This window comes from Tenacibaculum ovolyticum DSM 18103, assembly GCF_000430545.1.
GTDB classification, from domain to species: Bacteria; Bacteroidota; Bacteroidia; order Flavobacteriales; family Flavobacteriaceae; genus Polaribacter; species Polaribacter ovolyticus.
Genome location: NZ_KE387166.1, coordinates 159,872 through 180,746 on the forward strand (window position 1 = coordinate 159,872; position 20,875 = coordinate 180,746).

The 20,875-nt window shown below is 29.7% G+C and carries 15 protein-coding genes and 2 riboswitches; of the genes, 2 read left to right on the top strand and 13 right to left on the bottom strand.

The genetic code is table 11. The annotated features are described in order from the left end of the window. Positions 1–2: 2 nt before the first annotated feature. The 13 genes from H518_RS0118635 to H518_RS0118695 all read right to left on the bottom strand — a co-directional run bounded on the left by H518_RS0118635 (position 3) and on the right by H518_RS0118695 (position 19,061). The gene (locus H518_RS0118635; protein WP_028890476.1) at positions 3–2,252 is read right to left on the bottom strand and encodes a TonB-dependent receptor; all 2,250 of its coding nucleotides are present in this window, start codon (positions 2,250–2,252) and stop codon (positions 3–5) included. 82 nt (positions 2,253–2,334) lie between these two features. Next, positions 2,335–2,541, bottom strand: a riboswitch (cobalamin riboswitch). A 303-nt stretch (positions 2,542–2,844) separates the two neighbouring features. Continuing rightward, positions 2,845–4,296, bottom strand: a complete 1,452-nt coding sequence (locus tag H518_RS0118640) for a PepSY domain-containing protein (protein ID WP_155995269.1) — start codon at positions 4,294–4,296, stop codon at positions 2,845–2,847. Positions 4,297–4,302: 6 nt separating this feature from the next. Further along, positions 4,303–6,594, bottom strand: a complete 2,292-nt coding sequence (locus H518_RS0118645) for a TonB-dependent siderophore receptor (protein WP_028890478.1) — start codon at positions 6,592–6,594, stop codon at positions 4,303–4,305. 93 nt (positions 6,595–6,687) lie between these two features. After that, positions 6,688–6,907, bottom strand: a riboswitch (cobalamin riboswitch). A gap of 11 nt (positions 6,908–6,918) precedes the next feature. Next, positions 6,919–7,446, bottom strand: a complete 528-nt coding sequence (locus tag H518_RS0118650; protein WP_028890479.1) for an AAA family ATPase — start codon at positions 7,444–7,446, stop codon at positions 6,919–6,921. Beyond that, positions 7,439–8,380: an adenosylcobinamide-phosphate synthase CbiB gene (cbiB, locus tag H518_RS0118655; RefSeq protein WP_028890480.1), complete on the bottom strand. Its 942-nt coding sequence runs from the start codon at positions 8,378–8,380 to the stop codon at positions 7,439–7,441. Before cbiB ends, H518_RS0118650 begins: the two co-directional genes overlap by 8 nt. After that, entirely contained in the window at positions 8,371–9,378 is a 1,008-nt protein-coding gene (locus tag H518_RS0118660; protein WP_028890481.1) for a pyridoxal phosphate-dependent aminotransferase, read from the bottom strand. Before H518_RS0118660 ends, cbiB begins: the two co-directional genes overlap by 10 nt. Beyond that, positions 9,372–10,835 (bottom strand): cobyric acid synthase, encoded by a 1,464-nt coding sequence (locus H518_RS0118665; RefSeq protein WP_028890482.1) that lies wholly within the window; start codon positions 10,833–10,835, stop codon positions 9,372–9,374. The genes H518_RS0118660 and H518_RS0118665 overlap by 7 nt, the downstream gene beginning before the upstream one ends. Positions 10,836–11,059: 224 nt before the next feature. Continuing rightward, a complete protein-coding gene (locus H518_RS0118670) occupies positions 11,060–11,620 on the bottom strand; it encodes a transposase (RefSeq protein ID WP_028890483.1) in 561 nt (186 codons plus the stop codon). 188 nt (positions 11,621–11,808) lie between these two features. Next, positions 11,809–13,107: a 5-methylcytosine restriction system specificity protein McrC gene (locus H518_RS20260; RefSeq protein ID WP_051263869.1), complete on the bottom strand. Its 1,299-nt coding sequence runs from the start codon at positions 13,105–13,107 to the stop codon at positions 11,809–11,811. Next, complete coding sequence (locus H518_RS20265) at positions 13,107–14,933, bottom strand: McrB family protein (RefSeq protein WP_240472534.1); 1,827 nt, start codon at positions 14,931–14,933, stop codon at positions 13,107–13,109. Before H518_RS20265 ends, H518_RS20260 begins: the two co-directional genes overlap by 1 nt. 211 nt (positions 14,934–15,144) lie before the next feature. Next, the gene (locus H518_RS20270) at positions 15,145–15,552 is read right to left on the bottom strand and encodes a DUF6979 family protein (RefSeq protein ID WP_051263871.1); all 408 of its coding nucleotides are present in this window, start codon (positions 15,550–15,552) and stop codon (positions 15,145–15,147) included. 12 nt (positions 15,553–15,564) lie between these two features. Continuing rightward, positions 15,565–18,321, bottom strand: coding sequence for a KAP family P-loop NTPase fold protein (locus tag H518_RS0118690; RefSeq protein WP_028890484.1), 2,757 nt, complete (start codon positions 18,319–18,321; stop codon positions 15,565–15,567). 14 nt (positions 18,322–18,335) lie between these two features. Then, a complete protein-coding gene (locus tag H518_RS0118695) occupies positions 18,336–19,061 on the bottom strand; it encodes an AbiV family abortive infection protein (RefSeq protein WP_028890485.1) in 726 nt (241 codons plus the stop codon). A 626-nt stretch (positions 19,062–19,687) separates the two neighbouring features. Between H518_RS0118695 and H518_RS0118700 the strand changes: the two genes are divergently transcribed. Together H518_RS0118700 and H518_RS0118705 are read left to right on the top strand one after the other, a co-directional pair. Continuing rightward, positions 19,688–20,104 (top strand): hypothetical protein, encoded by a 417-nt coding sequence (locus tag H518_RS0118700; protein ID WP_028890486.1) that lies wholly within the window; start codon positions 19,688–19,690, stop codon positions 20,102–20,104. A 252-nt stretch (positions 20,105–20,356) separates the two neighbouring features. After that, complete coding sequence (locus tag H518_RS0118705; RefSeq protein WP_155995271.1) at positions 20,357–20,875, top strand: hypothetical protein; 519 nt, start codon at positions 20,357–20,359, stop codon at positions 20,873–20,875.

The following is a 20,875-nucleotide window of genomic DNA, read 5'->3' on the forward strand; positions in this document are numbered from 1 at the left end:
ATTTAAAAGAAATATGTTACACTTAATTTTGTTAAAAAAGGAGTACCTGGTGTAAAATGAATATCGTCAACAGGTTGTGGTTCTCCTTGTAGTTGCGATGAATCATAAAACACCGCTTCTCTCCATGCGGTATCAAAAAGGTTTTCGATTGATAAACCTATTTGATATTTTGGTTTTGTATAGTTGATAACTAAATCGGTAATAAAATAATTTTGAGCAGTTACAGATTCATCTTCAATTAAAGGACGTTCACCTAAATAACGATAACGTAATGAAGTATTAATTCCGTTTTGTAAGCGTAAAGTAGCCCCACCAGTTGAGGTAAAACGAGGTGCGCTCGGAATTTTGTTATCACTTTTTGGAGCATCTAATAAGGTTCCGAAACTATAATTTAAATCGGTATCTAACCATAAATAGGGTAGTGGTTGGTATCTAAAAGAAGCCTCGCTACCAATTCGTCTTGATCTTCCTTTATTTTCAAATTCAAAACCATCAGGGCTAAAAACAAATTCAGCATCACTCTGTAAATAAAAACCAGCAAGATTACCAACAAAGTTTTTCCCAATTTTAAATTCGGTACCAATATCATATCCAACAGCTTTTGGTAAAGGATTAATATCTTTATTTTTTACAGCTGCATTTGCGTAGTTTGAGTGAAACCCAGTACTCGCTTTCGCATAAAATTGAATGTTTTTAGTAGCATCGTAAAACAAACTAAATTTCGGACTTATTCTTAAAGCAGTCCTATTTCCTTCACTAGGTATTGGTACCAATTCGGTTACATTAAAATTAAAATAATCGGCTCTAATACCCGCTAAAGCAGTTAGTTTATTGGTTATTTGAATTCGTTCTTTTAAAAATAAAGCAACATTTGTTTCCTTAATATCAAACTCATTTATAGGAGTTGCTAAGGTGCGTCCAATAGCATTATTTAAACCAATATTGTTATTATTGTGTTCAACTGACCAACCAAAAGTGGTGGTGCTATTAGGTATTTGTAGTATGTTTTTTATTGAAATGTTACCTTTATACGTATATGTTTTACGATCTTCCTGTTGGTGAATCATATCACCATTAATAGGATTATTTTGATAAAAAGAAAAATTAGAAAATAAGTTGTATTTGTTAGAAACATAATACAATTGATTGGTAAGTTGAGTGCTCTCTGAAATGCGAGAACTTAATTGTACATTAAAATGAATTCTTTTAGTATCACCACCTTCCTTATCATCAATAGCACCAAACCTATTTATAAGTCCGCTTTTAACAGCGCGAAGTGGTATTTGTCCAGAAGCATTCCAATCACTATGAAAAGTAGAAATTGACGTTTTTAGTTTATGTTTATTAGAAAGCGCAACCGTATATTTTGCAAAAGTATTTAGCCTTCTAAGATTTTGATTACTTTCAAAAAAACTATTATTAAAGGTTCCTTCAATAGCTATGTAAGCACTTTCTTTATTTTTAGATAAAAAATTATTCTTGTCTATAAGCGATACCATTGCTAAAGCTCTTACAAAGTCGTACTGACCGTATTCTAATTTAACAGTATTGCGATGCAATGTTTCTTTTGATGTGAATTTGGCAGCACCAGAAACCGCAAAGTTACCTAATGAAGTTTCATGCGGACCTTTATAATAATCAGCCGTTTGAACAGTTTCAGGAATTAAAAAATGCAAATCGGCATATCCTTGTCCGTGTGCATGAGAACTTAAATTAATACCAATATCATCTACCAAAACAGCAAAATCAGTTCCGTGGTCATTATCAAAACCTCTAAGAAATATTTGTTCTGCTTTTCCACCACCAGCATGTTGTGCAATAAATAAACCAGGCACTGTTTTTAAAAAATCGTGTGCACTGTTTATAGGTCTTAATTGTAAAGATATTTTAGAAACTTTTTGAACGCCTAATTTTTTATCATTTTTAGAATTTATTACAATTTCAGAAAGTGTTGTAAATTGTTTTTCTAAAGTAATATTTAAATTAGGGGTGTTTTTTTTAACTATAATTGTTTTAGGTAGGTAGCCTTGTAAATAAAAAGTTAGTCTTACAGGTAATTTATCTGGTGTTATAGAAAAATCACCATTTTCATTGGTTGTTTGTTTAATAGTTTTGTTCGCTGTTACGCGTACATTTGAAATTGTTAACTGAGTTTCGTTATCAGTTACTTTACCTTTAATTGTGGTGTTTTGTGCGAATATGGATAGTGAAAAACACATGATCCATAGACTGCATAAAATCAATTTTTGCATTTAAAAATGAAATTAAGCAGGCAAGGGAAGAAAAGTATGAAAAGCCATAATTTTCTAACTCTTTACCCGAGAGTTACTATTATAAATTATTGTAATATTGGCAGGTCTCCTGACTTAGCTTAGCTTTCATTTACCTTCCCATAGTAATTACTACAGTGGTTTTTATTAATGAAGCCTTTTACAAGCTTTACAGTTGCGGGAACAGCTTTGGATTTACACCAAATTCCCTTTTAATTCTATAATTCTAAATTTTACTAAAGAAATAAGAAACCATATAACGACACAAATGTAGATATAATTATTGGAATTAAAAGATGGTTTTTAAAATGAGTTTTTCTCTTGTATTTAGAGCATGTTTAGGTCGTGTTATTATAAATGTTTTAATTGGAATACAATAAGTAATGTCTGATTGATCGCAGTTGAAACCTATTTTTTAAAGGTTAATAGTTCTCGAAACTTCGTTTGCTACTTTCAAGCAAACTGTCTTTTGATTTTCAGCAACGCTCGAACTGACAACAAGGGGTTTGTCACTCTGTTTAAAACCAGTTGCTTAATGATATGTGTTTAATTACTTACTGCTAAATACTTTAATCTATTTGTTTTTTAAATGTTTTCTAGTTTTTCGTTTTATAAATTTAATTCCCAAACCTGTAGCAGTAATACAAGTAATTGTTCCGCCTGTAAGTAAGAAAATCATGATAATATCCCATAACGGACGGTTTTTTGAAAGAAACGAAAAGTCTAAACTATGTAAACCATGGTACAACCACCTTTCTGTTCTGTTTTTCGGAGCAGATTTAAGGAGTACTGTATTGGTTTTCGGATTAATATAATAGTAGTTGCTCTTATTGGTAATAATTTTAATAACAGGCAATGTTTTTATATTTTTCCGATCATAATAATAGGCATCATAGTCGTTAAGTACTATTAATTCCGTTACTTTTTCTTTGGTATTAAAACTGTTTATTTTAGCAATGTATTGTTCGTTTGATGCATTATAATTGATCGAAGTAATACAATGATTTTCAACAGTATCTTGATTGAATTTTTCAATAAAGATATTATCATTAAATAAAGAAAAATGGATCTCTTTAAATTTTGATTTAGAGGCTAGCTCTTTAAAATTAGTAAAATCTTTATCTGTAATACTTTTTAGCGTAAAGTTTTGCCCTTGCCAAATACTTTTATCCTGTTGGTTTAAAGAAGAGCTAGGCACCCAATTAAAAGGAGTCATACTCATAAAACCACTAAATACCCAGGTGCAAATAAACAAGCCAAAACCTAAACCAAAATAATAATGCAGGTTATACCATTTATTTTTAAACCTTTTAAAATTTGCTTTGGGTTTCTTTTTATAGCGTATTAACCCTGTAACAATTCCGGTAAGCGTCATTAGTAAACCTAATGCGGCCAACCATAAAATAAGTTGTTGCCAAAAATAACTATGTATACGTATATCTTTAAAATAAAGCCAATGCGGTATGGCACCAACCCAAGCCCAAAAACGATCACCAGAAGTTGTAATATTTAAAACCTCACCAGTAAGAGAAGATACATGCACCCATGTATTTTCTCGGTTTGTAAACTTTACTTTATAAACGGGTAAATGTTTAATAAATTTAGGTCTAGGAATCCATTGGTCTACTTCGTTAAGAACCTTTACAGTTGCTACATACTTTAAATCGGTTGCATTTTTTGCAATGCCTAACGCTTTATTTTTAGTAAGATTTATAGGGTCTCCATTCTTCGCATACCTCGAAATAACTTTACCCGAAGCAGTTTCTACATGATAAACAATATTGTTAAGAATACTATTAATTCTTAGTTTGTGTATCGTTTTTATAGTGTCTTGCTTATATACAGCAGCAGGAGGTAGTATTTGTTTAGTACTTAAGCTTGTTTCTTTTTTACGCTGTATTTTTTCTTCTTTACCCAAAAAAGGAAAACTTTTATACATCATTACAAACCCTGAAAGAAACCAAACAAGGAATAGCATAAAAAATAAAGTGCCTAAGTAATGATGTATAGCTATAAGTTTTTTCAAGGGGACTTAAAATTTATAACTTACGTTTACTTTAAAGTTTCTCTCAGCACCAGGGAAGAACTGATAATCATAAATAGCATCAGTAAAATATAATTTATTGGTAATGTTATTTATATTTAAACCTATTCGCACATTATTTTTTTGATAATAAACAGCACCATCAAGTAATAAATATGAAGGCAATGTAAATGAGTTACTAGAATTCGTATAATTATTACTTGTATAATTACCACCAATACCAAAACCTAAACCTTCTTTTAGCTCATAGTTTAGCCACATATTTGCCAAATGTTTTGGCGCAAAAGGTAGTGCATTACCTTCTTTTTTAGTTTGTGAATCGATTGCATCGTAAGCACGTATTTTAGCTTCAGTAAAAGCGTATCCAGCTTTTATATAGATGTTTTTTAGTGGAGTATATGTTAAATCAAACTCTATTCCTTTAGAGTCAGCCTCTCCAATTTGGTGGTATTCATTAACCTTATTTCTTTCTACGATATTGTGTTTTAAAATATAAAAGCTCGATAAAGTAATGTTTAGTTTATTCAGTTTTTCATATTTAAGACCACCTTCTATTTGATATCCTTTTTCAGGATCAAAAATTTGACTACTTGGAGATATCGTTCTAGAAGGTTTAAAGTAGTTTGAGTATGATGAGAAAACACTAAAGTTTTTAAAAGGTTTATATACCAAACCAGCTCTATAACTAAATGCGGTTGAAGGAATTTTTGTTTTTTTACCTTCTTCAATTAAAACTCTATCTGCATTAATTTTATCGGTAGCATAGCTTCCTTCAAAAATATCATAACGAATACCAATTAAAACTTTAAGTTGATTAGAAATGTCTGACCAGTTTTGCCAATAAAAACCACTGTTAAACTCATCTCTTATTTGCACTTTCTCATCAACAGTTTCTATATGTCCTTGATTTAGAATCGGATTTATTACTGAAATAGTGGTTTTTGTACCTGGGCCAATTACACTTCCTCTAAATGATTTTCTATCTAAAAAAGTAATAGAATTACCAAAAATAGATTTGTGCTTTATTTTTCCTGTCTTAAACTGGTAACTTACATCTAATTGATTCTGAATTGTATTGGTTGTATGGTTAAAGTAAAAAGGAAACCCTCTAGTTATCGAATCTTTAGCAGCATTAAAAAATAACCATTCTGTAGATAGATAGTTTATATCATCATCAGACCACGATAAATTATTGCTTAATTTTACCTTATCATTAAATTTATGCTTGTATTTAATCTGTAAATCAAAACGTTTGTGCTTTAAATAATCTTGCGGATCGTTATACCTCGTTTTCGGATCCATTCCTGCAACAATATCCCCATTATCATCAACCGGAATACCTGTATCGGTATCGTATACATCGTTATTCGTTTGAAAAGATAGTTCTAAGAAATCCTTTTCAGTAGGCGTATAATTAAGCGTAAAAGAAGCATTGTTGGTATTTACACCATAATCTCTCCAACCGCTAGATTTAGTAAGCCCAAAATCGACTCTATATTTTAATTTTTCATTAATTGACCCGCCCATACCAGCAGACATTTCATAAGTATCAAAAGAACCATAGGTAGCACTAAACTCTCCAGAAAAAGTATCGGTTGGTTTTTTTCGTACTATATTTATAATACCACCCAAAGCAGAGTGTCCAAACATAACACCAGCAGGACCTTTAAGTACTTCAATGTGGCTAACATTTGCTAAGTTGGTACTAGGCGCACTTGTTGAAAGGTTATGACGCTCGTCTCTTACACCGTCGTTTAATAATACAAAATTATTAAAACCTCTAATTCTAAATGTTTGAAAACCACCATACCTGTTTATCGGTCTAACCCCAGTAGCACTTTTAACCGCACTCCCTAAATCATTAGAATTTCTAAGTTTAATTAATTTAGAACTTACATTATTTGTTGTTAACGGAGCGTCTAAGTTTTTTATTTGAAGCTTATTTAATGCAGTACTTTTTTTTCTTTTAGAAGAAATAGTTACATCTTTTAGTTCAAAAGATGTTGGCTGTAAATAAACCACTGCTGGCATGTTTTTAAACAATAGGTTTACTGATTTATAACCTATGTATGAAATGTTAATTTTATCGTTCGGCTTTCCTGTAATTTTAAAAAAACCGTTTGTATTTGAGGTTGTTCCTTTTTTAGAATTTTTATTTAGGATAGATGAAAACTGAATAGGGTGATTGTTTTGTTTATTTAAAAGTTGAACAGATTTTGTTTTCTGCGCAATCAATAAACTGGTAGTAAGTAAAAAAAAGAATACTAATTTTAATTTCATTGTGTTTCATTTGTTCCGAAATTAAAATATAAGAGTAAGAAGCCTATAAAAATAGGCCATCGAACACGTTAACTTTTATTCCCGAAAGTTTAAATTATGTTTTTGATTTAGGCAGGTCTCCTGACTTAGCTTAGCGTTCATTTACCTTCCCATAGTTTAACTACAGTGGTTTTATTAATGAAGCCTTTAATAAGCTTTACAGTTGCGGGAACAGTTTTGGATTTACACCAAATTCCCTTTTAATTCTTATGCTAAATGTTATATCCGAATAGGTATTACAAAAGCATAAAAAACCAAAAATCGGGGCGAATATATAGTATTTTATTATACGATAGTTTCTAAAATAAGTTTTTTTCTTATGGTAACAGAAGTTTTGGGCAGCATAATAATTTCGAATCCTTTTTTGGTATACTGTGCTAGTAGCGCTTTCTCTAGGGTTAAACAATACTCAAATTCTTGTAATCTTTGAGCGTCTTTACAGTAAATATCAAACCAAGTAGGGGCAAAAAAAACTTTTTTATGATACACCTCTTTATAAGGGAATTCTTGTAAATACTTAGGTGTTGGTTTGTTTGCTACCGTTAAATAGGCTTCTAAATCTAATAAAGAGCGATCACAAACTTGAGTACTTACATTTAATAACTCTTTACTCGTTAGTTTAAAAACTAACTCAGTAAAACGATTAATATCCTCCCAAGGCATTCCGTTGCTATTATTTTCTTGCTCATTAATAATTACCCTTCTAGAAACTTCATCCATACAAGGAATTGTATCTTTTAAAAGATTTATTAAAGTCGTTTTACCAGTACCAGGTGCACCCGTAATTATATATTTTTTAGGTTGGTTATGCATAGTTAACTACTAATAGTAAACAAATGATGATAAAAGTAAACAATATACTAGCGGTATAATTAATGGTAGCCACTCTTTTAATTTCTGCGTGTTCAATTTTTCGAGTATTGTTGCCAATAAAAGGTTTGTCAACTAATTTACCATGATAATAATTAGGCCCTCCAAATTTACAGTTTAAAATATAGGCTAAAGCAGCTTCAGGATACCCAGCATTAGGACTACTATGTTTTTTACCTTCCTTAATAACGAATGGAATACCGTTTATTTTAAATTGAACAACTAACATTAACAAAGCCGTAATTCTTGATGGTATATAATTAACAACATCGTCGAGCTTTGCTGCAAATCGACCAAATAATAAATATCGGTCGTTTTTATACCCAATCATAGAGTCGAAGGTGTTAATCATTTTATACGCCATGGCTCCAGGAACTCCTAAAATTAAAAAGTAAAATAACGGAGCAATAACCCCATCGCTTAAATTTTCAGACATGGTTTCAAAAGTAGCCACTCTAATCTGTTGCTCGTTTAATTGATTGGTTTCACGACCAACAATCCACGATAAACGTTTACGACCCGCTGCTAAACCTTCATTTTTTAGCGTATTAAAAACAGCATAGCCTTCTTTTACCAATGTTTTGTTAGCTAGGCAGTAAAACAACATGATTACCGAAAAGATAATGGCACTAATTTTAAAATCATTTGCATGTAACCACTCTATAATTAAATAAGGTAGGGTAAAAGAAATGCTAACTAAAATGATGGTTAAAAGCGCGCCTTTTAAAAGTTTGTAATTATTTTTATTAAGCCATTTTTCACCCAAAGAAATACTATTACCAAATAGTATAATAAGGTGCGGTAGTTTTTTAGGATCTCCTAAAAGTAAATCCAACCCAAAAGCAATTACAAGTATGTAAATTGAGGTTAATTCCATGCTTTTAAGGCTGTAATAAGTGTATTGTTCGCTTCTTTACTTTGTGTAGAAAGCCGAATGAATTCCCCTTCTAGATTATTAAAGTTTGTAGCGTCTCTAATCAAAATTTGATGCTTTTCTATTAAATATTCTTTTAATTCTTTTGCTGATGCATGTAGCAATTCAACTAAAAAATAAGAGGTATTGCTTTCACAAATTTTTATCCCTTTTAATTGGGCAAGCTCTTTCTTAAAGGTCGTCGTTTCTTCTAATAATAAAGAAGCGTTAAATTGAAGTGTTTCGTAATTATTAAAAATAAATTCACCTGCTTTTATGGCTAATAAATTAACACTCCAAGGCATTTTTAGCTGTAAAAGCGCTGTTATGTTTTTTGAATTTGTAACAATATAGCCCAAGCGCAATCCAGGAATTGTGAATGTTTTAGTTAATGAGCGAACAACAATTAAATTTTTATAAGTATTCGTTAATGCGGTAACTGATGTTAAGTTGTTGGTAAACTCTATATAAGCTTCATCAATAACAAAAGTGGTGGTTGGTTTTTGTTTAAAAAGAAGTTCCAGTTCCTTTTTAGAAAAAATACGACCAGTGGGGTTGTTAGGGTTGCATATAAACAGTAGATCTGCGTTGGTGTTTTTTATTCCATCGCTAGAAATCAATTCATATTCTAACTTAAAAATTTTACAAGCATCTTCATATTCCGAAAAAGTGGGTGCTACAATAGCTGCTTTTTTAGCTGAAAATAATTGTGCTATTAAATAAAAGGCCTCTGTTGCTCCGTTGGTAAACAAAAACTGATTGCTATGAAGCTGAAATTTTTTAGCCGCCAATTCATTCAGTTCATTGGCAGTAGGCGAGGGATAGCTTTCAATTTTTGTAACGTTCCTCGAAATTTCATCGAGTAACGGTTTTGGGCATCCCTTATAATATACGTTAGAGCTAAAGTTGTGTTTAATTTTTCCCTCCACTAAATGAAGATCATCACCATGTCCGTTTAACATTCTTGTGCGCTATTTTTTATGATGGTTTTCATGTCTAAATTATCAGCAATCCAATCGGCTAATTTATCAAATTGTGCTGCTTTAAAGGCTTTATAATTCAGCGCTTTTGCATTCGGGAATTTTAATTGCAGTAATTCGGTTACTATTTTTTCATTGTCAAAAATACCATGTAGGTAGGTTCCCCAACTTTTATTTCCATCAAAATACCCCTCTTTCGTATTATTAATAAGATTCAAATGTTTGTTTTTAGGCACAATCGTTTTTCCCATATGAATTTCGTAACCTTCACAAGTTTGTTCAAAGTCTTTAAACTTAAAATTACGCTGTACCGTTTGTTTTGTTTTTGTTAAGGTGGTTTCAATAGTAAATATCCCCAAACCAGTTTCTTCTTTATTGGTGCTTTCTACCGAAAACGGATCTTTAATCGTAGTACCTAACATTTGATAGCCTCCACAAATTCCGATAACAGGAATGTTCGCATATTGCTTTTTAATAATACTATCTAATCCGTCCTTTTTTAAAGCGATTAAATCTTCAATCGTATTTTTTGTACCCGGAATAATGAGTACATCTGCTTTGTTTAGTTCCTCAGCGTTTCTGGTAAAATATAAATTGATAAGTGGTTCTTGTTCTAATGCCTGAAAATCGGTGTAGTTAGACATATAATGTAGTTTTACTACCGCTATATTTAATTTATTTTCAACCGCCGTTGTTGCTCGTTGGTTTAAGGCAACGGAATCTTCTTCTTCAATTACTATATCTTTTGCATAGGGTAAAATACCCAAAACAGGAATCTTGGTGAGTTCTTCTAGTTTCTTTTTTCCATCAATAAATAAAGCGGCATCGCCTCTAAACTTATTAATAATAATTCCTTTTACTAATTTTCGTTCCCATTCTTCTAGCAATTCAATAGTGCCATACACACTACCAAAAACGCCGCCTTTATCAATATCAGCTACTAAATATACGCAGGCATTGGCAGCTGCCGCCATTCGCATATTTACAATGTCTCTATGTTTTAAGTTTAATTCGCTAATGCTTCCAGCGCCTTCCATTACAATAGGGTTGTGCTTTGCCGCTAATTGATGAAACGATTTTTTAGCTTCTTCAAAAAGCTGTTTTTTATTGTCTCCTAAAAAATATTCTTTCGCCGTTTGGTCGCCAATTGGTTTTCCATGTAATACAATTTGCGATTTATTTACCGATGATGGTTTTAATAAAATAGGGTTCATTGCTACCGTTGGCGGAATGCCACATGCTTCTGCTTGTACGGCTTGCGCTCTTCCTATTTCCAAATTATCAGGCGTAGAAAAACTATTTAATGACATGTTTTGGGCTTTAAACGGAGCAGGTGCATATCCTTTTTGTTTTAGCCATCTACAAATTCCTGTGGTTATCCAGCTCTTTCCAACATCCGATCCGGTGCCAACCAACATTATAGGTTGTAGTTTTTGCATGTAAGTTTATTTTTTAGAAAAACAAAAATATTGAATTATATAGTTTGTATGAGGGAATTGCTAGTTTTTATTATTTATGTAGGAGATGAGGAGGTAGATTGTGGAGACGTTGCATTGCAACGTCTGTACTACTGGGGGAATTGCCTTTTTTTTTATTTGTGGAGATATTGCAATATGGGTGGAGACGTTGCATTGCAACGTCTGTACAGATATCATTTTCTGAGCTATTCAGAAAATGTATCCTCTTTCCATTTTTCAGGATTATTGGCTATATAATTTTGAATAGTATCAAATGCTTTTGCATTCCTTATAATATGATCATGAAATAGGGATTGCCATCCAAATGCGGAGTTTATTTTGCGGGCATTTTTGGTTACTACAGATTTATAAGATCTTATAATGGTTGAAATTGAGCCTGCTTTTGGTGCAATTTTCGACATCTGTTGGTTTTTGGTGGAGATCTTGTCCTGCATTGTGGAGACGTTGCATTGCAACGTCTTTACTTGTGAAGTAGGTTTATCTATTATTAAGATACCATGCATATGGTTGGGCATAATAACAAAGTTGCCTAAAGTAACAAAGGGAAAGTGCTCGGGTATTTCCATCCAATAAGTTTCTGCAAGCTTTCCTGTTTCGGTAAGCTGCATTTCCTTGTTTTTTATTTCACCAAAATAATGTTCTCGATTTTTGGTACAAATGGTTATAAAATAAGCACCATTGCTAGCATAATCCCAATTTTGTAATCGGGTAGAGGAGATGCGGTATTTATTTTTGAATTTGTCCATTTTTATGGTTGTTGTTTTAACTGATATTGGTGGAGACTGATATTGGTGGAGACGCGATTAATCGCGTCTAGCATAGAGTCATTTTCTTTTTAATTCATCTAATGTTTTACTATTATTAATTTTAGAGGTCTGTTGGTGCTTAGTGGAGACGTTGCACTGCAACGTCTCTTAATATGGAATGATTAGCTTTATATTTCTGGTAATTTAACTCCAACCTTGTATAGTTGTAGGTATTTACCATCTTCTTTTTTATTATTAAATAATTCTATAAAAGGTATATCATACGATAGGGATTGATCTGAGTATACAATCAAACAATCAATTAATTCTTTACTCTCCTTTAATTCAAACTCTGTATAAATAGATTTTAAACGAGCGTATCCACTTACTTGTCTTGCATCAGCTAAATAAATATTACTGTCTTTGTATTTTGGTTTATACTTAGCATCAATTATCATTTTTACTTTATTACCATTCTCTTCTGTGTTCAATAGATAATCAGGTTCTAAACCATGAAACTTTTTATGATAGGTTATTTCTCCTTTTTTAGGATAAGTTTCTCTAAGTTTTTTAAACACATATAGTTCAAACAATTTCGACATATCTATCCAAAAAGGATATGTTTCCTTTATTCTTTCTGAAGTTTTAGTAATATTGTAATCGTACTTTTTTAGTATCTGTTCAGCTAATGTTAAGGCAGTGTCATATTCTTTATAAAATCGATTTTTTCTTCTGTTTTTAATTTCTTTTATAGAAACTTCACTAGAAATGTTTTCAAATGAGGAGGAAACAAAATTTATCAAACAGGTATGATTCTCTTTTAAAAACAGGTATTTATTTAAGATTTCATTTGAAAATAATAAAGCCTTTTTTAAAACTTTATTTTCTAAAGAGTTAAGTCCAAACTCATCATAACTGCAATTCGTAAATTGTAATTTCGCTCTAGAATGATTTTGTTTAATCGTGTTTGCTATATTTATTTTTCCTTTAACACTACCATTTAAATTTTCTACTACTTTATAATATGATTTTTTTAAACCTCTTTTTACAATACTTTGTAAGACGCTTAAAAACTGAATTACTAATAATGGAGTTAATACATCTTGTTGTTGTTCAATAGGAATTTTAGGTGATTTAAAATCAATTTCACATAACCCTTCAAGATGTTTTAGGTTTTCAGTTTCTTCTAATGCCTCAAATAGCATGGCAAGAAAATTAATTTCAGTTTCTTCTTTATTGAGTTTAGGTATTACTTGAATACTAACTTTATTAGGTACTACCCAATCTACTCCAACCATATAAGAAGACTCAAAAGAATATTCGTTTGTATCATTATCAAAATTAATATGATAACAAAGTTGTTGTTCGTTTAGTTTTCTTTTAAAAAAACGATTAAAACTTTTTTGATCTAAATTTAATTTATCCTCTTTACTAAAACATAAAGGTTCTTTAGTAGAATACCCAGTGTGCTCGCTAAGAACAATCATTATATTGCTGCAATTTTTTCTTTCAAATTATCTTTATCTTCTAAAATTCCATCTTTTATATATTCATGAAGAATTGGTTTTATTTCGTAGTCTTTTTGTATTGAAAAATCAGCTTCTTTTTTATGAATAAAATAACTATGCCCTAATTGTACATCTTTCTTTTCAAATTCTGAAGAAACATGATTGTCAAAAATTTCTTCTACTTTATTAAATGACGTTGTAGCAAACTCCAAACCGTTTAATTTACCAGTTAAATCTTCAGGTAAAACATCTATAAAAGCAAAACGTCTTCTTATAGCATAATCTATTTGCCCAACACTTCTGTCAGCGGTATTCATAGTACCAATGATGTATAAATTATTAGGTAAAGTTATTTTTCTACTCCCATCTTCCATCTCATACATACTTTCAACAGCTTCTCCACGATATTCTAATGCGTAAATTAATTCACCTAAAACGCTAGATAAATTAGCTCGATTAATTTCATCAATAATAAGCACATAATTTTTTAGCGGTTCTTTTTCTATACTAATTTCATCAAATAATAAATTTTCTTCTTCTATAAATTTTTGAAATTTATTTAAAACTCTAATAAAATAACTAGCATGCTGTTTTGCTAAGCCTGATACATTAGGGTTCTTCTTTATATCTTGTCGTTCTTTATTATCGTCTAAAAAAGCTTGTTTAATATCTTTAAACAACATTCTATTCCCATTTTTAACCCATCCATCAGCTTTTCCTTTATATCTAAAAGCATCCTCGTCAATATTTACAATGGCTACATTATCAGTTAAATTTAAATAGTTGTCATTTTCTTCAAGTTCTAACTCAATAGCATCCACAAATGAATTAAAATGGACATCTAATTTTGCTTCTTTATTTAAAACGGTTACTTCCTTTTTATGGTCAGTATAGTTTTTTAAGGCTCTTTCTGCAATACTAGCTAAAACTTTATTTTCTGTTCTATATTCAATTTTACCATGTTCATCATTTTTTATGGTAATTCCTCTTACAAAATCTTCATAGGTATAACTTGGATGAAATTGGATAATTTCAACTTGTTCTTGATTTAATTCTTTGTCAAATAAAGTTCCTGATATTTCTTCAGCCACTTGCTTCGCTAGTCTTGTTTTTCCGGTACCTGGAGGGCCTTGAAGAATAATTTGTTTTTTTGCACTTAGTAGATTCGTATATTTTTGAATTTCTTCTTTATTCATGATGTTAGTTTGGGTTGGATTTTTAGAATACTCATATACTTGCCAAGGATAAGATATCAAATCCATGAAGTTTTCTGCTGGAAGACTTTGTTTAAATAATGATGCAATAGTATAGCTGTCTTTAAACCAATTGTGTTGGTAGTTTGGTAAACTCTCCTTTATTGTTTCTTGTAAATAATCATAGAGTTCTCTTAAACTTTTCTCTTTAACTATAGTAGATAATAATTGGGGTTGTAAACCTGCAATAAGACGGTTTGTAGCCGATCGCATATCATTTTTGGTATACTTTCTTATGGCTTTTTTTAGCGCTTCATAAATATCCCATTGCGGATTTTTTTGATTTTCAGCTATTGCTTTTAATAGCGGGGCTATTTCATTCCAGTTTTCTTTTATTTTAAATTGTTCTTCTTTTGTAAAATACCCTTGTCTTAAAGAAGAGACACACTGGTCGTTTGATTTTTCGAAATATTCTTTAAAAACATCAACGTCCCATTCTTGCCAAGTTGTTTTAGAGGTAGCTTCTTCTATGAATTTTGGAACGTATTTTTTATAAGCATTTACCCAATTATCCCAAACATTAATTTTACTTGTAATTTCTATTAATTTCATTGTTTTTCTTGTTTTTTTAGCAATCAAATCATAATTGTTAAAGAGCAAAAACAACATTGGTTTTTGCAATTATGATTTTTATTAAATTTAATTACCCCATAATTTTATGGGAGTTTTTTTTATTACTTTTTTAAGTCGCCTAAAAATAAATAACTTCAAATAATTAAGTTTACGGAAAACCATAAGAGGTTAGAAAAAAGTAATGGACGCATTAAAAAAGGACTTGTAAGCTTTTTATTCTATATATATATATAATGTAACCTTTCTCCCACAATCCCAAAACAACATCCATTTGAGAGTTATGATTTTTGTCTCCAAGTTCTAATTGTTCCCATAATTCTTTCGGTAAAAATGTAGTTTGGGTATTTTGCTTTAATATATCAATAGCTTGTAAAGCATATTCTTTATTTTTAATAGACTTGGTATATTTTCCTTTTGGAATTCCTTTTACTAAACCATCTTCACATAAACCTAAAAATGCATTTTTGGGGCAACATTTTTCTTGAGAGCTTTTAGTATCAAAGTTTTCTTTTACATGTTTACCCCAAATTTCTTTAATACAATTAGAATCTTTGAAGTTTTCAACGCATTCTATAGCTGTTTTAACATATTTATTCATAGTATTTTATTTTTAAAAAGGTAAATCTTCTTCTTCTATTGCTTTTTTGTATTGTCTTTTATCTATTGGCTGGCAATCATTAATTATGTACATTTTTATTATATTTTTTGCTTTTATAAATGCATCTAATTCGTCTATTTTACTATTATCTAAAGAAGCTCCATTTTCAAAGAAGGCCAATAATTTTTCCCATCCTTCTTTATAAAAATTATTGTAAAGTTCAGTGTCTTGGGGGCTAGCTATAAGTTTATTTAATGTTTCATAATTAGAAAATATTTGAGCAATGCTAAATAATGGAGTGTAACCATTAAACACCTCTAATTCATCATCTGTTTTAATAACTTTTAAAGATTCAAAAAGTTTAGAATTGAAATAATCTGAAAATCTTTCTTCAATATCTTCTTTCAGTAATTTATTTGCTTCGGAACTAAAAAGTATCCTTTTTTCATTAACAATAGCTTCTATATATAATAAGTAGTTAGAGTATATGTTATTACACTCATCTTTTTCTTTAATTAAAAAAGATAATTTATTAAAGTATAACTCTTTTAACTCTTTTTCTTCTAGTGGTAAATTCCCATACGTAGTAGCATTTTCATATAGGCCACTTTTTACTCTTTTTATATTTGTATTTATATCGCTAAATAGAAAATCTAAAACTCCATTTACCTTGTTTTGAGTCATTACTCTAGATGTTAGTTCTTTAAACTTTGACTCATCATTAATATAAAGTCTCCCTTTAACCACATTAAGAAACTGAATAATTTTATTATTATCATTACTATTAACTCTCCTTAACAAAGTTTGAAGTGTTTTAAGTATATCTAAAAATTCTTTCTCAGTCTTAACTGATATAGACACATCGAAAATGAAATATTTGATTTCATTAACTAAATTATATTCTCCTTCTAAAGTTATTTTTTTCGTCAACTCAATAACGTAAGCTCTTAATTCATTATTTTTGAATGCTTTTTGAAGATCAGTAATAGATACAATACTATTTAATAAATTATTCTTTATATATATATCTGTGTAATATCTTTTTGAAATACTGTTATAGTTTTTTTGATAAAACTCTTTTGGTTTCCTACCAAAAAGCCTACATAAAACACTATCTATAATCTTAATATCATCAATTGTATAATCGGGAAATATTTTCTTTAGTTCTTCTTCGCCTTTATCATATATATATACATTCTTAAAGTTATCGTTATTAAAATTTATAGTTCTTACATCTTCAAGGTCAATTTCTTCTTTTATAAAAAAATTATCAATTTTATAAAATATGTTTGTGTTAACATCTCTATACTTGTAGGTAAGCAATTTTAATAAAATGTATTCACTAATAATTATACCTATTGTACTTCCAACTCTCTTATTTTCAATAAATGAAGCGTTAAATTTAAATTCATTTAAAAACCTTTTTATATCTCTATACGTCGGTAAAAATGTTTTATAATCATAGTTAATTTCACAATGTGTATATTTAACATTATCATTAGAAAGAAGATTGCCTATGGTTATATCATTAGATGAATTATTGTCTATTTTTAACTGATTCTTTAAATTTTGAAATAAATTTTTAAATCCATCATTAAACAAATTATCATCTTGCCATTCTATTTCTTTTGGAAATGCAATTTCTACTCTTCTAAAGAGTTCATCATCTATTAGTCTAGAATTAAAAGGGAGTAAATTAATTTCTACGTTAAATATCTTATCTAAATAATTTGCTCTAAAGGTTTTTTCTTTAGTTTTTTCAATTACATATTCACGATCATAACCCGCAATAAAAATGACATTATTAAAATCAGATAGTGCTCGAATAAGTTTTAGTGTTTGCAATATTTCATCAGTTTCAAGTCTGTCTAAGTCATCTAATAAAATAATAATTTGTCGATCAACTTTCTTAATAATTGTATTTATATCATCATAAAAACTTTCTAATGTTTCATTATCTGATAATAAATTTTTTCCTACCTCAAGGATTTTATTTAGATCAGAATTAGACAAACTTAAAATAGAAGAAACATATTTATCAATAGAATTTGATATTTCTCCTGAATAAGGAGATAGTTGTTGTTTAAGTTCTCCAAAAAAATTTTCAATAATTGCTTTTTCTCCTTTATTTTTCCATATTCTATACCAGAATACAATTTCTCGTGAATTTTTAGATTTATAAACATCCTTAAACCGATGTAAAAAACTACTTTTTCCATAGCCCCAAACCGCATTAATACCAATACTAAAAGCCTCTTCAGGTTTAAAGTTTGTAACCACATTGGTTAATTTTTCTAGAATAGCCTCATTATCGATCTCTTTATTTTTAAATAGCTTATCTTCTATGAAAAAGTTTTTACTTTCTTCTTTCTTTTGTTTTTTCCATGTAAAAGCTAAACATAGGAGATGTAGTATTAATAAAATTAGAATAAAATCTGCATAAACAATAAGGTTGTTAGAAGGTAAAAATTCAATATCATTATTGAATACGTATTTCATGAAAATATAAATAGTAGCAGTATAAAAAATCACAAAGGTGTTTTTTGTACTATGAATAAATTTTATATTAATAAAATATGCATATGTTATTATAATCACTCCTAAAATAGTGAAATAGCCAATTTTAAATGAAAGGGAATTATAATTTACTCCACTTCCTAATTTTAAAAAAATAGCAATAATTTGTTCTATAAATATTAATGATAGCGATACCGTTAGAATAAATATAGCAAACAGTTTTAAGTTCTTTTTTTTATAATTAGTTATCATGATAACAATTGTTTTTAACTAAGTTTACTCAATTCTTTAAATGAAAAATCTTTTAATCCTTCATCAATTAAACTTTTTAAAAGCTCTTTGCCTTTGTTTATTTCTGTAATATCTATATGATTTTTTAAAGCTGGATGAAACAAAATGCGAAGTCCTTTATTAAATGAAAAAATGTTTTCAGTAATGATAAGGGTTTCTTTATAAATGTTTTCTGTTATCTCCGTTTGAGGTAATAACAACGCGTTTTTATAATCAACGTAAAGCCCCATATTCTTTAGATCGTTAAATTTTTGAAGTTTGTTTATTCTATCAGTTGCATTTACAATTGGTTCAGCAGCTTTGACGATATCAATGAAACCATTTACAAGATCATTTAACCAATTAACTTTTGTTTTTAATAATTTGGTAGGTTGTTGTTCATCATATTTTATCATTGATTTAATGATACCAGAACCCATTTCTATTAATTGCGCAATTTGATGTCTTATTTTATGATCGAAGAAAAATTTATGGGTTTCTTTAAGTTTGTAAACCTTATAACCTTCAATATGCAATAAAACCAAAATAGATTTGACTGCTTCTTCTGCACTTAGGATCAATAGGGAAGTAGCAGAGCTGTATGATTTTCTAGCTTCTGCAATTAGCAATGCATCTTTTTTTAACTGTAAGGCATTCTTGTAAATAAATTTATCAATACCTTTAGATTCTTTTGGAGTTAAGTTGGGGAACTTTTTAGTCATTTTTTTCTTTTAGCTTTTTTTGTTTAATTCTTACACTACATTTTTTTGATATAAATATTCTTGAAAACCTATAAACGTGTTTCGTATCATAGTCGGATGTATTTTTAGTATTAAGGTACTAGCAATTTTCTCGAGGTTTAAAAATAATAAAACCCAACCGATTAATACTACGGAAAGCCATAAGAAGCTATAAAAAAGTTTTAGGTGTAGTAGTAAAGGGTTTAAAAGTGTTTTTTATTTCCGTTGAGATGCGATTAATTGCATTTGTTGAGACGTTGCACTGCAACGTCTGTACTATGAATTGGTAATTTTTATTATTGGTGGAGATTGGAAAGAGTGGAGGAGTTGCACAGCAACGTCTGTATAATGAATTGAGCGATTATTTGTGGAGACCCTGCCTGTGGAGACGCGATTAATCGCGTCTTTACTTGTCTTACTCTGTTGTGGGTGTTGAGACGTTGCATTGCAACGCTTATACTACGCCCAAAAAGTTAAAATTCAGCTGATTTCTCTTAAAATACACTTAACAAAAAGTTAAGTAGGCAATAAATCGAAAAAAAATAGATTTATAAAAGAAAGGAAAATTGCTCCTTTAAAAAATTGTAATCATTTAAAATTAATATATTATGGAATTGAATTTAGGATTGTTAACAACAAAGAAAGAATGCGATGCGGCTATTAAAATTACGCAAATTGAAAAAACAACGTTAGAAAGACGTTTAAGAAACTTAGGCGAATCGTTAGATGACAAAACGGTAAGAACTACTTCGGTTAAAGAGGGTATTATTAGTATAAAAGCAATAATTGGTGGTTTTCAGGCAGCGTTGGCTGTAATTGGCGAAGGAAAACAAAAACGAGATTTGGAATTAAAAATTGAGCGTGAAGAAACGAAGTTAAAAGCTTTAGAAAACAGAGATGCTAATTATAATACCATTAATGTTTTGGAAGATCAAATAGATCATCAACAATTTGAAGCACAAATTGTAGTACTTACAACGGCACTTACAAATATTGAGACGCACAAAACAACATTGGTGGATTAACTAAAAAGAGAAAGCCTATTTTTTATGAATAGGCTTTTTTTATGGCTTTTTTGTACATAAATAAATATGTAAAAAATAGGATTGTACACGCGTGTACAGTTTTAAAAATAAAAAAAATAGGATTGTACATGGCTGTACAATCCTAAAATAAAAGTTTTCAAAAATGTACACGGCTGTACGTTTGTAAAATAAAAAAATATAAAAATGTACGGTAGTGTAACTAAAAAATAGGAATCAAAAAAAAATTGAATTATGTTAAAAAGAATTAAAGCATGCTTTTGTATTACCAATATATCAGTAGCAAAATACTGTAAGGTTTCGTATGAAATGATAGGGTCGATATCGGCAGAAAGAAGAACATATAATGCTAAAATATTAAATAGATTAGAGCCTTTATATAAGGTGCTTAACTTTAAGAAACCGATAACGGAATTACCAATTGTAGTATCGTTTAAAGAAAAAGAACTGCAAAATACAGTGCCAAGAGTAGCACAGCTATTAAATAAAACTAAAAAGATACTAGCGGTAAAAGAAACGAACTTAAAATTATTAGAAAAAAATAGAATAGGTTGGTTGCGTGGTTTACATGCTTGTTCAGAATTATTAGAGAAAGAAGATTTAATGACTAACGATACAAAATGGGTTCATTTACGTAAGAGTCACTTAAAAATACAATTGGCTGATAATTCACTTTTTAAAATAGTACAATTACAAGGAGAAATCGTTGGCTTAAAGGCAAAGGTTGATAGTTTACAGGCTTCTATTAAATAG

What these genes read in the sequence shown, in the direction of transcription:
- H518_RS0118635 (WP_028890476.1), bottom strand. Translation starts at nt 2,252, where the DNA reads ATGCAAAAATTGATTTTATGCAGTCTATGGATCATGTGTTTTTCACTA.
- H518_RS0118645 (WP_028890478.1), bottom strand. Translation starts at nt 6,594, where the DNA reads ATGAAATTAAAATTAGTATTCTTTTTTTTACTTACTACCAGTTTATTG.
- H518_RS0118650 (WP_028890479.1), bottom strand. Translation starts at nt 7,446, where the DNA reads ATGCATAACCAACCTAAAAAATATATAATTACGGGTGCACCTGGTACT.
- cbiB (WP_028890480.1), bottom strand. Translation starts at nt 8,380, where the DNA reads ATGGAATTAACCTCAATTTACATACTTGTAATTGCTTTTGGGTTGGAT.
- H518_RS0118660 (WP_028890481.1), bottom strand. Translation starts at nt 9,378, where the DNA reads ATGTTAAACGGACATGGTGATGATCTTCATTTAGTGGAGGGAAAAATT.
- H518_RS0118665 (WP_028890482.1), bottom strand. Translation starts at nt 10,835, where the DNA reads ATGCAAAAACTACAACCTATAATGTTGGTTGGCACCGGATCGGATGTT.
- H518_RS0118670 (WP_028890483.1), bottom strand. Translation starts at nt 11,620, where the DNA reads ATGGACAAATTCAAAAATAAATACCGCATCTCCTCTACCCGATTACAA.
- H518_RS20260 (WP_051263869.1), bottom strand. Translation starts at nt 13,107, where the DNA reads ATGATTGTTCTTAGCGAGCACACTGGGTATTCTACTAAAGAACCTTTA.
- H518_RS20265 (WP_240472534.1), bottom strand. Translation starts at nt 14,933, where the DNA reads ATGAAATTAATAGAAATTACAAGTAAAATTAATGTTTGGGATAATTGG.
- H518_RS20270 (WP_051263871.1), bottom strand. Translation starts at nt 15,552, where the DNA reads ATGAATAAATATGTTAAAACAGCTATAGAATGCGTTGAAAACTTCAAA.
- H518_RS0118690 (WP_028890484.1), bottom strand. Translation starts at nt 18,321, where the DNA reads ATGATAACTAATTATAAAAAAAAGAACTTAAAACTGTTTGCTATATTT.
- H518_RS0118695 (WP_028890485.1), bottom strand. Translation starts at nt 19,061, where the DNA reads ATGACTAAAAAGTTCCCCAACTTAACTCCAAAAGAATCTAAAGGTATT.
- H518_RS0118700 (WP_028890486.1), top strand. Translation starts at nt 19,688, where the DNA reads ATGGAATTGAATTTAGGATTGTTAACAACAAAGAAAGAATGCGATGCG.
- H518_RS0118705 (WP_155995271.1), top strand. Translation starts at nt 20,357, where the DNA reads ATGTTAAAAAGAATTAAAGCATGCTTTTGTATTACCAATATATCAGTA.